At 64.5% G+C, this 10,894-nt stretch carries 8 protein-coding genes; 4 read left to right on the top strand and 4 right to left on the bottom strand.

Translation table 11 applies throughout. From position 1 onward, the window contains the following. Positions 1 to 33 precede the first annotated feature (33 nt). The 3 genes from ABD742_RS21490 to ABD742_RS21480 all read left to right on the top strand — a co-directional run bounded on the left by ABD742_RS21490 (position 34) and on the right by ABD742_RS21480 (position 2,833). Positions 34 to 1,503, top strand: a complete 1,470-nt coding sequence (locus ABD742_RS21490) for a SpaH/EbpB family LPXTG-anchored major pilin (RefSeq protein WP_268819559.1) — start codon at positions 34 to 36, stop codon at positions 1,501 to 1,503. A gap of 101 nt (positions 1,504 to 1,604) precedes the next feature. Further along, positions 1,605 to 2,561 (top strand): class C sortase, encoded by a 957-nt coding sequence (locus ABD742_RS21485; protein ID WP_344788992.1) that lies wholly within the window; start codon positions 1,605 to 1,607, stop codon positions 2,559 to 2,561. A gap of 62 nt (positions 2,562 to 2,623) precedes the next feature. Then, positions 2,624 to 2,833, top strand: coding sequence for a YegP family protein (locus tag ABD742_RS21480; RefSeq protein ID WP_234753958.1), 210 nt, complete (start codon positions 2,624 to 2,626; stop codon positions 2,831 to 2,833). A gap of 370 nt (positions 2,834 to 3,203) precedes the next feature. On the opposite strand, the gene ABD742_RS21475 is transcribed toward ABD742_RS21480, so the two are convergent. The 4 genes from ABD742_RS21475 to ABD742_RS21460 form a co-directional block, all read right to left on the bottom strand. After that, the gene (locus ABD742_RS21475) at positions 3,204 to 6,194 is read right to left on the bottom strand and encodes an alpha-mannosidase (RefSeq protein WP_234753959.1); all 2,991 of its coding nucleotides are present in this window, start codon (positions 6,192 to 6,194) and stop codon (positions 3,204 to 3,206) included. Positions 6,195 to 6,262: 68 nt separating this feature from the next. Continuing rightward, positions 6,263 to 7,168 (bottom strand): carbohydrate ABC transporter permease, encoded by a 906-nt coding sequence (locus tag ABD742_RS21470; RefSeq protein WP_234753960.1) that lies wholly within the window; start codon positions 7,166 to 7,168, stop codon positions 6,263 to 6,265. Further along, positions 7,165 to 8,118 (bottom strand): carbohydrate ABC transporter permease, encoded by a 954-nt coding sequence (locus tag ABD742_RS21465; RefSeq protein ID WP_234753961.1) that lies wholly within the window; start codon positions 8,116 to 8,118, stop codon positions 7,165 to 7,167. The genes ABD742_RS21470 and ABD742_RS21465 overlap by 4 nt, the downstream gene beginning before the upstream one ends. 33 nt (positions 8,119 to 8,151) lie before the next feature. Continuing rightward, on the bottom strand, positions 8,152 to 9,441 hold the full coding sequence (locus ABD742_RS21460) for an extracellular solute-binding protein (protein ID WP_234753962.1): 1,290 nt from the start codon (positions 9,439 to 9,441) through the stop codon (positions 8,152 to 8,154). A gap of 163 nt (positions 9,442 to 9,604) precedes the next feature. On the opposite strand from ABD742_RS21460, the gene ABD742_RS21455 reads away from it, so the two are divergent. Beyond that, complete coding sequence (locus tag ABD742_RS21455) at positions 9,605 to 10,891, top strand: glycoside hydrolase 5 family protein (RefSeq protein ID WP_234753963.1); 1,287 nt, start codon at positions 9,605 to 9,607, stop codon at positions 10,889 to 10,891. The last annotated feature ends 3 nt before the right edge of the window (positions 10,892 to 10,894 follow it).

The raw sequence follows: 10,894 nt of genomic DNA, 5'->3' as shown, positions 1-10,894 counted from the left end.
GCAAATCAATGGGGGAAACAAGAAAGGAACACGATGAAATCATCGAAGGTGAGGCGCGGCATAATAGCCTCTTTGGCCGCAATAGCCTCAGCTGGGATGCTCGCCCTCGGAGCCGGAGGTGCACACGCGGCGAACACCGCGAACATCGATCCGTCCAAGACAGGTTCGTTGACCATCCATAAGTACGAGAAGCCGGCGACGCCGACGAACCTGCCTAACGATGGAACGGCACTGACCCCGGCCCAGACCGCGGCACTGACCCCGATGGCGGGGGTGACGTTCACGGTGCAGAAGGTCAACAACATTGACCTGACCACCAACGCGGGATGGACTGCCGCTGCTGCCTTGACGCCGGCCCAGGCCGCGGCGCAGGCGGCCACCCCGGGCTCCACGACCACGACGGACGCGAGTGGAACGGCGAGCCTGGGGAACCTTCCCCTGGGCCTGTACCTGGTGACTGAGACCGGCTATCCCGCTGGTGTCACTCCCTCGGCCCCGTTCCTGGTGACCCTTCCGATGACGGACCCCGCGGGCGGGAACGGCTGGCTGTATGACGTGAACGTCTACCCCAAGAACGCCGTGACTACAGCGACGAAGACCGTGAACGACGCCTCCGCGATCAAGCTCGGTGACGCGGTAACGTGGACCATCACGTCCGACATTCCCAACGTCAACCCGATCGATGGGTACCGGATTGTCGACAAGCTCGATCCGAAGCTGAGCTACACCAGCTCGACAGTGGCGCTTTCGAACAACGCGGCACTGGTGTTGAACACCGATTACACGGTCGCGTTCGATACGGCCACGAATACCCTCACGGTCGACTTCACCGCCACCGGCCGGGCCGTGCTCGCGGCCAACCCCACGGCCAAGGTCCTGGTGACGGTGAACTCCACCGTCAGTACGGTCGGTGAGATCGCGAACACGGCTCTTGTCTACCCGAACGCGGCCAGCTTCACCATCACTCCGGGCCAGCCCAACGGTCCGGTCGTCACTCCTCCAGTTATTACCAAGTGGGGCGACATCGTGCTCCACAAGAAGGATTCCCAGAGCTCCGCGGCCCTGGCCGGGGCCTTGTTCTCGGTCTACACGAGCCGGGCCGATGCCCTGGCCGGCACGAACGCGATCAGCGTCGGAGGTGTCAGTTCCTGGACCACCGATGCCAGCGGCAACCTGGTGATCTCCGGTCTGCGCTACTCCAACTGGGCCAACGGGGCAACAGTGACCTCGGGCCAGCCCGGCTACCAGAGCTACTGGCTCGTGGAGACCAAAGCCCCGTCGGGCTACGAGCTGCTCGCCCAGCCGGTCGAGACCACGGTCACCAGCAACGACCCGTCAGTGGTCACAGTGACGATCAACAACGTCCCGCACAACGCCGGGTTCCAGCTGCCCCTCACCGGTGGTGTGGGAACCTGGGCCCTGACCGCCGGCGGGATCCTCGTGCTGGCAGGCGCCGGTCTCTTCATGGTCACCGGCCGACGGAAGCGTAACGAGGCAAAGTAAACACCCCTCGGTGACCCGCATCCCTTGATGCAGGGTATGGGGCATCCACCACTGCGGTGGATGCCCCATGCCGCTCCCGTCCATCAAAGCAAGAGGCCCCAATGACCCAAATCCTCAAAGAATTCATGGAGGGTTCCGAACCCGGACCGGAAGGCCCTCCCCGGCGCCATAGGGCCCGGAGGCCGGCGGCGGGAAGCAAGCGCATCCGATCGGGTCTTGCTGACCGCAGACTTGTCACGATGATGGTCATCGCCGCATTCGGCCTGGGCCTGGTCCTTTACCCCCAGGCAGCTGACTGGTTCAGCTCGATATCCCACAGCAGCCAACTTTCCGGCTATGCGCAGGAAGTCGAACAGCTTGAACCCTCGGCCCGGACGAAAGTGTTGGACCGGACACGCGAATACAACTCCCGGATCCCTGCCGGACAGCTGCGGGACCCGTACTCCGCCCAAGCCCCGATGCCGGCATTGGAAGGGCAGCTGCGGGATTATAAGAGCCAGTTGAACGTAGCCAACGACGACGTGATCGGAAGATTCCGCTACCCGTCCCTGAACATTGATCTGCCGATCTTCCACGGAACCAGCGACGACGTTCTAGCCAAAGGCGTGGGCCACCTCTATGGCTCCTCCCTTCCCGTAGGCGGCCCAGGCACGCACAGCGTCCTCACATCGCACTCGGGGATCCCGAATGCGGAACTCTTCAATCCCCTCCACAGCGCGAAAACTGGTGACATCTTCTCCACCGAAGTCATGGACCACACGTTCCTCTACAAGGTCGACAGGATCGAAGTGGTCAAACCGGATGACATTTCCTCACTGAAAATCACCGCGGGGGACTCCATCACTTTGGTAACGTGTACCCCCATCGGAGTGAACTCACACCGGCTCCTAGTTCACGCCTCCCGGATCGCAGACATCCCCAAAGGCGCCCCGGAACAGAAAACCCTGGCAGGGCGCCAAGCCAACATTGGATTCCCGTACTGGATCGTCTACTTCGTTTGCGGCTTGCTGGCCTTCTACCTGGCTTTTCTTGCCTGGAACCGTCGACGAAGCCGATGATCCAAACGCTTGGGCGCGCAAAGGCCCGGGGCGCATCTACCCCCAGACAAGGAAGCACCACAATGGCCTCACAATTCAATCTCTACGTTGACGCGGATGCCTGTCTGCGGTTCCAACTTGTTACCGGAAATGGCGACGTGCTCCTCACCTCCGAGGCTTTTAAGGACGAGGACGCGGCAATCGCAGCGATCTGGTCAGTGCGCGAGGCCGCGGCCAACGGGCGCATCGTGGATCTCACCGGTTCGATGCCGGAAAACCACTCCACCAACTAAGTCATGGCCCCGGCATTTCGACGGACTTCCACCGATATCTTGCGAAGTTCGCGACACGATTCACACCCGGGCGACACAAAGTTAGTGCCTGACATGCGAAGGAGTGAGACTCCTCGCGGACCTGTTGGGGGCCGCTATGAAGGCGTCCATTCTCGATGGACCGCATGTCAGGCCGTGCCCTATGCGGTCGTGCGCCCCCATGCGACTCATGGCCTGGGGCACGTGTAGGGATCTAAGGATCCCTACACGGCGTGCGGCTGGATCTGAGACCCCAGCCGCACGCCACTTCCGTCTCTGCCGTAAGCAAGGAGAACTGCCGCCGCGCCTGGTCGGCCAGTCCTCGTGCTCCGGGCGTCGGGCCGGGGGACCCTTAGCGCACGATGCGCAGAGTGCGCACCTCGAACGGCCGCATTCGCAGCTCGCCACCGAGGCGCGCATCGTCCAGGGCGTCCTCGATGAGGCTCACCTCCCGCACCTCGCGGTGCGGAAAGTCGACCGTCAGCTCGCCGTTCGTGCGACGACCAAGCGACTCGTAGACGCGCACGATAAGGTCGCCCGAGCTATCGTCGGCGAGCTTCACGCCGGAAACGACGATCCCTTCGCCCCGGACCGAGACCAGCGGCGCGACGTCGTGATCGCCTCGGACTACGGTCCCTGGGGCGTTCAGCTCGATGCCCGCCTGGGTGGCCTCGGCAGGACCAGCGCCGATCACCATGCCGACCGTGATGACGTGCCGTCCGTGGTCGGCATCGGGGTCAGGGAAGCGCGGTGCCCGAAGCAGCGAGAGCCGTACGGTTGTCGTCACGGAATCGTCCGCCACCTCGCGGGAGGTGTCGTAGCCGTAGATCGAGTCGTTCACGAGGGCGACGCCGAAGTCGGCCTCGCGCACCAGCACGAAGCGGTGCATCGACGTCTCGAACTTCGCTGCCTCCCAGCTCGTGTTCGTGTGCGTGACGCGCGACTGATAGCCGAACTGGGTCTCGGCCTCGGAGTGTGCCGACTGCACGTCGAGTGGGAACGCGAGCTTGAGCAGCTTCTCGGTCTCGTTCCAGTCGATGTCGTTGACGATCTGCAGCGTCCGCGAGCCGGGTGCCAGCGTGATCGTCTGGGTGATGGCCGACTTGGAGAATGTGCGATCGATGACCACTTCGGCTCCCGCCTCGGTGAGCCGGGAGCAGATGCAGGTGACATCGCGCAGCTCGGTGGCGCTGTTCCGGTAGTAGCGGTCAATGTCCCAGGCGTCCCACATGTTCGGGAAGTCCTGGTGCAGCTGCAGCAGGTTCGCCGCGCGGCCATCGGCGACGGCGTCACGTCCGGTCCGGAGATCAACCGCGGAGACCACGAGGCCCTCTTTGGAGATGCGCACACGCACGAGCGCGTTCTCCAGCACGATGTCCTCGCCTGAATCGTCCAGCATGACCCGGTCTTCCGAGGCGACGGCCAAGGTGGCGCCGAGCGGCAGCGGACCGGCGACCGACGTCGGCGAGAACACGAGCTCATGGTCTCCGTCGCCGGCGAGCGATCGGCGCGCGGCATTCGAGATTGCTTGTGCCCGGGCAATCACGTCGTCGAGGACGGCGACCGCCTCGCGGTGCACCCAGGCGATGGACGTGCCGGGAAGGATGTCGTGGAACTCATGCAGGAGCACCTGCTGCCACAGCTCGTCGAGTTCAGCCTGCGGGTACGCGTTCGCGGCACGGACTGCATCCGTCGCCGCCCACAGCTCGGCCTCGACGAGCGCGTGCTCAGCCCGGCGGTGACGTGACTTGGTGCCGTGCTGGCTGGTGAGGGTACCACGGTGCAACTCGAGGTACAGCTCGCCAACCCAGACGGCCGGGTGCGGCAGCTCGGCCTTGGCGGCGTCGAAGAAAAGGTCGGGATGTTCCCAGACCACTTGGGCGCTTCCCTCAAGGTTCCGCAAACGTCGGGCGCGGCCCGTCATCTCGCGCGTCGTGCCGCCGCCGCCGTCACCCCAGCCCACGGGCGCGATCGACCGGGAGCTGACCCGGTTCTCTTTGAACTGGCGCGACGCCTTGGCGACCTCCATCCCGCTCAGCTGCGAGTTGTAGGTGTCCATAGACGGGAAGTGCGTGAAGATCCGCGAGCCGTCGATGCCCTCCCACAGGAACGTGTGGTGCGGGAAGACGTTCTGCTGGTTCCAGGAGATCTTCTGTGTGAAGAACCACTCGAAGCCGGCGCGGCGCATAAGCTGCGGGAGTGCCGACGAGTAGCCGAAGCTGTCGGGCAACCAGACGCCCTTCGAGCGGATACCGAACTCCCGCTCGAAGAACCGCTGACCGTGCGAGAACTGCCGCACCAGCGACTCACCCGTCGGCATCACCGTGTCCGACTCGACCCACATGCCGCCGAGGGGCAGGAAGCGACCCTCGGCCACAGCGGTCTTCACTCCTTCGAACACCCCGGGGCGGTGCTCCTTGAGCCACGCGTAATGCTGCGCGCTGGACATGCCGAACTGGAACTCCGGTTGCTCTTCCAGCAGCGCCGTCATCGACGACGAAGTACGGGCGACCTTGCGGATCGTCTCACGGACCGGCCACAGCCAGGCGGAGTCGATGTGTGCGTGGCCGATGGCCGAGAGGCGATGGGCGCTGGCCTCGGCGGGAGCCGCGAGCACGTCGGCAAGCTTCGAACGGGCGACTGTAGCGGTGGCGGCGATGCGCTGAAGGTCGAGCACATCGAGCGCATCATCCATGGCCTGCAGGATGCGCATGCGCCGTGGCGACGTGGGCGGAAGCTCGGCCTGCAGCTCGAACAGGACGTCGACGTCGAGCGAGAGCTCGAAGACCTCCTGCTCGAAGACAACGAGATCCATCCTGCGTGAGCGGTAGAGCGGCTCCGCAGACGAGGTGAGGATGTCACCCTCCTGCGTCGGGAGGAACGGATGGTAATCGAGCAGCACGGGGTTGGATGCCGCTTCGAGGTACAGCTCGACGGCCTCGTCGCCGTCGGCCGCCGCGGTGATCGGCAGCCACTGGTTGCGCGGATTGATGCTCTTCACCGGAGTGCCGTCGGCACGATAGACGAGCGCCTCGCACTGGAAGCCTGGCATGTTGATATCGAACCCGAGATCGACCACGGCTTCAACCGTGCGCCCTGCCCACTCGGCCGGCACGCGACCGGTGATCCGGAACCAGGTGGTACCCCAGGCGGGACCCCATGGCATTCCGACGGACCACGGGGCGTAGTCGAGCCCGAACCCGTCGGCAGGGCTGATCGGCTCGCCGGCGAGCTCGTGGATCTCGACGCCCAGAGGCACGGATGCCGAGTGGATCGCCGGTCGGATGCGCTCCTCGAGGACGCGCTTGACGCGACCGATGGTGAGCGAGGTGTCATCATGCATGGGCTGTTCTCCGGGCTCGACGCCGATGGTTCACTAAAACGCTCCAGAAGGCTAGATCATCGGGTCGGTCATCCCTTGACGCTTCCCTCTTCGACGCCCTTGAAGAACCACTTCTGCAAGACCGCGAAGAGCAGGATGATCGGTACGAGCGCGATCATCGTTCCCGCTGCGATCACGCGTGGGTTCGCCGCGAAATTGGAGCTGAGATATTGCATTCCGACGGTCAGCGTGTAGTTCGCAGGATCTGAGAGCACAACGAGGGGCCAGAGGAAGTCGTCCCACGCGCCGATGAACGCGAAGAGCGCGACGACGGAGACCATGCCCCGCACGTTCGGCCAGACGATGTGGCGCAGGCGCTGCATCGTGTTCGCGCCGTCGATGGTTGCCGCATCCAGCGTGTCCGACGGGATCATGCGGCAGGCGGCCGTCATCAGCAGCACGTTGATCGCCGCAACGGCCCCGGGGAGGAACACGCCCCACAGCGTGTTCGCCAGTCCCAATGACTTGACCGTGAGGTACTGGCTGGTCAGGGTGACCTCGCCCGGGACCAGCAGCGTAGAGAAGAAGATCGCCAACACGACCCACTTGAAGCGGAACTTCATCGTGCCCAGCGCGTAACCTCCGAGTGTCGCGAACACGACATTGGTGATCACCGTGCCGATGCCGACGAGCAGGGAGTGCCAAGCGTAGTCGACCACCGGAATCGTGCGGAACACCTCGGCGTAATTGTCGAGGGTCGGCGCCGCCGGGATCAGCGACGGCGGGAAGTCGTAGATGTTCTCCGACGCCCCTTTGAGCGAGGTCGACATCTGCCAGAGGAAGGGGAACACCATGAGCGCCAGCACGCCGAGAAGCAGCGCGTACTTGCCGATCAGGCCGCCGAGCGAGGGTTTCATGATGTCCGCCGAACCGCGCGTGCGGTAGGGATTCTCCCGCGGTGGCTTCACCGTTCTACCCGTCTGGGTCGCAGTCATCGCGGGGCCTCCTGTACTGTCGCTCCGCGTTTAGTCTTCGCGGCCTTGGCCCCGCGCCTGCTCGCCAACGCTTCGCGGATAGTGTCACTGTTGTTCACGATCCCGACGATCAGCAGGGGAACGAGGGTCAGCAGGAACAGCACCAGCGAGATCGCGGACGCGTAGCCGATCTGGCCGTTCAGTCCTTTGCCCATCGACTGGATGAGCATCACCATACTCATCGCCCGCCCGCCGGGTCCCCCCGAGCCATTGGAGAGCACGTAGAGCTCGGTGAAGACGCGCGTCGCCCCCACGCACACGAGCACCGACACGAGCATCATGGGTCCGCGTACTCCAGGGACGGTCACCGACCAGAACCGGCGCAAGCGGCCGGCGCCGTCCATCGCCGCCGCTTCGTGCAGCTCACGGCCGACGTTCCCGAGGGCCGCCAGGTAGACGACCATGTAATAGCCGAGCCCCTTCCACACCGTCAACCCGATGGCACATCCGATCAGCAACCAGCGGTCGGAGAGGAACTCGACCGGACGGTCGATGAGGCCGAAAAAGCTCAGTGCGGAGTTGATCGTGCCGCTGCCGGAGAAGAGGAATTCCCAGACGATCGCCACGACCACGGCGGAGGCGATGACCGGAAAGTAGAAGGTCGTTCGGAAGAACCCTATCGCCGGCACCTTGTTGTGCACGAGCAGTGCGAGCAGCAGCGGGAGGAACGTCAGCAGCGGCACGCACACGACGACATAGATCAGCGAGGTTGTCAGCGCGTAGCCGAAGCGGTCGTCCTCGAGTAGCTTCTCGAAGTTGGCGAAGCCGACGAACTCCGCCGGGCGAAGGGGGCGGGCATTCGTGAACGCGAGTACGACTGTGTTCAGGAATGGCCAGAGCGCGAACACGGCCATCCAGATCACGCCGGGTAGGACCAGTAGATACGGTGTGTACCAGCGCTGTCGTCTCACGGCGACCGCCCCCTTCGTCTCGTCGTCGCCGGCTCAGCTGGCGACGTTCTGCTTCGCGTACTCGACGGCCTTGTCCAGCGACTCCTGGGCAGAGATTTCCCCCTTGACCGCGAGGGCGATCTGCTGTTTGGCGTAGGTCTCCATCGCCTCGGTGAACTTCGGGGCTCCCATCATCCGGGCCTTGTTCATTTGCGAAGCGGCCAGGTCGGTGGCGACGCCCTGCATCTTGTTCTTCGCCGTCTCGGTGAACGCGGAGGGGTCTTCATTGGCGGCCCTTGTTCCGGGGAAGAATCCGGGGGCGAGCTTGACGAAAGCGATCTGGTTCTTGGTGTTTGTGAGGAACTCTGCGAAGGCAAGCGCCGTGGCGGAGTTCTTCGACTTCGCCGAGACGCTGATGCCCTGCACGAACAGCGGCGGGTTGCCGAAGCCGTTGGTCGCCTCGACGCTGGGCAGGATCGACGGGGCGTTCACTGAGACATCCTTGTCGATGTAGTTCGGACCCGAGGTTGTCCAGGCCACGGTGCCCTTGTTGAAGTTGTTGACGTTGGCATTGGCGGTTCCGGCGTTCTGCAGCGCCTCGGGTGTGATCGCCCCCAGCTTGTAGAGTTCGGCGTAACGCTGGATGATCGCCGCGGCTTCGGGGGTGTTGAAGACGAACTTGCCGTCCTTGTAGATATCGAGCTTCCCGCCGCGATCGGATACCATGATTTGCAGCGACTTGGGGCCGGGCACATCCGAGATCGTGTGCACGCCGCCCGCCGCGAGCGTAGCCGCGGCGTCCAAGGTTGCGGCGTGCGTCTTGGGCGGCTCGGTCACTCCGCCCTTGGCGAGCAGGTCTTTGTTCCAGTAGTTCAGTTCGGTGCCCAGGTACCAAGGGAAGCCGAACGAACCGTCGATGCCGTCGAACTTGTAGGCGCCGACGCCGCCGTCGACGTAGTCGCCGAGGATCTTCGACCCTTTCTTCAAGTCGACGAGTTGCCCGGCCGAAGCGAGCGAGTATGCGTACTCCGGCGGAAGGTTGACCACGTCCGGGAGTTCACCGGACCCGGCCTGCTGCAGGATCTTGTCCTCGTAGCCATCAGCGGGCTGGTCAATCCACTTGACCGTGACGCCCGGGTGCTCCTTCTCAAACGCCTTGACGACGTCCTCGAAGTAAGGGGTGAATTTGTCGTTCTTCAGCGACCAGGTCTGGAAAGAAATGTTTCCGCTGATCTTTCCGTCGCTGGCGGAATCGCCAGGCGAGGAAGTGCCGCCCGTACAAGCGGTGAGGGCGAGTGCTGTGGCCACCGCGATGCCTGCGGCGGCAGTCGTTCGGATCTTCATGGACAGTCTCCTTCGAAGGGTCCAGGCTGCTACGTCTCGGGATGGGTCGCAGTCGCAACCTATTACTAAAACGGTATAGTGGCGATAGCTTGCCACACCGAGCGCCGAACCGTCCAGTGCCGGACGACACCGGCCAGACACTGATTTCCCGGAAAGGACCGCGATGACCTGCCCCGTGGCCCCGCTGCGCTTCGGCGCCAACTACACCCCGTCGTCCGAGTGGATGCACGCGTGGATGTCGCTGGATCTCGACGAGGTGCGCAGGGATTTCGCCTCGCTAGCAGCGATCGGCCTCGACCATGTGCGGATCTTCCCGCTGTGGACGTTGCTCCAGCCCAACCGCACGCTGATCCGCGAGAAGGCCGTGGACGACGTCCGCGCCGTAGTTGACGCGGCTGGGGAATTCGGACTGGATGTCAGCGTGGACGTCATCCAAGGGCACCTATCGAGCTTCGACTTCATCCCTTCCTGGCTGTCCACCTGGCACGACAAGAACATGTTCACGCACCCCGATGCACTGAGCGGACAGGCTGAGCTGGTCACCCGCCTCGGCGAGCGGCTCGGGGACGCCACCAATTTCCTCGGTTTTACCCTCGGCAATGAGACCAACCAGTTCTCGGCCCCGACCCACCCATCCCCCTGGCCGGTCACCGAGGCTGAGGCCGCGAACTGGATCACGACGCTCCTCGATGCCGCCCATACCTCCGCCACTGCGCAGCAGCATGTGCACAGTGAGTACGACGCCGCTTGGTACATGGACGGGCACGGCTTCACGCCCGCCCTCGCCTCCCGGCTCGGCGACATGACCACCGTGCACTCGTGGATCTTCAACGGCACGGCGGAACGTTATGGCGGTCGCTCGGTGGCCTCCGACCGCCATGCCGAGTACATGATCGAACTCGCCCGCGGGTTCGCCACCGACCCCGGCCGTGCGATCTGGCTCCAGGAGGTAGGCGCCCCATCGAACTGCCTGACTCCTGCGCAGACCCCGGGCTTCCTGGAGGCGACGCTGCGCTCCGTCGCGCGCACCGAGAACCTCTGGGGAGTCACCTGGTGGTGCTCGCACGACGTAAGCCGCAGCCTCGCGGATTTCCCCGAGCTGGAGTACACCCTCGGCCTCGTCGACCAGGACGGCGCGGTGAAGCCGATCGGACGCCGCTTCGCCGAACTCATCCCGGAGCTTCGCGAGCGGCAGCCCGTCCCCGCCCGCACCCTCGGCATCGTCGTCGAGGTCGACGAGAACGAGACGCCGATCAGCCGCGGCGCGATGAGCCCGGGCGGCGCGATATTCCAGGCCTGGGTCGACGCCTGCACGGCAGGCGCCGACCCGGCCATCGTCACTTCGATCGATGCGGCGAAGCCCGCGGTCCTCGCCGCGCGCGGCATCACCGAGCTCATCCGCCCCGCGGTCAGCCGGACCGCTTACGCCTCTCGGAACACCGTCGTCTGAGAC

Origin of the sequence: Arthrobacter ramosus, from assembly GCF_039535095.1 — a bacterium.
GTDB classification, from domain to species: domain Bacteria; phylum Actinomycetota; class Actinomycetes; order Actinomycetales; family Micrococcaceae; genus Arthrobacter; species Arthrobacter ramosus.
This window is presented reverse-complemented; position numbering and strand designations above follow the sequence as displayed.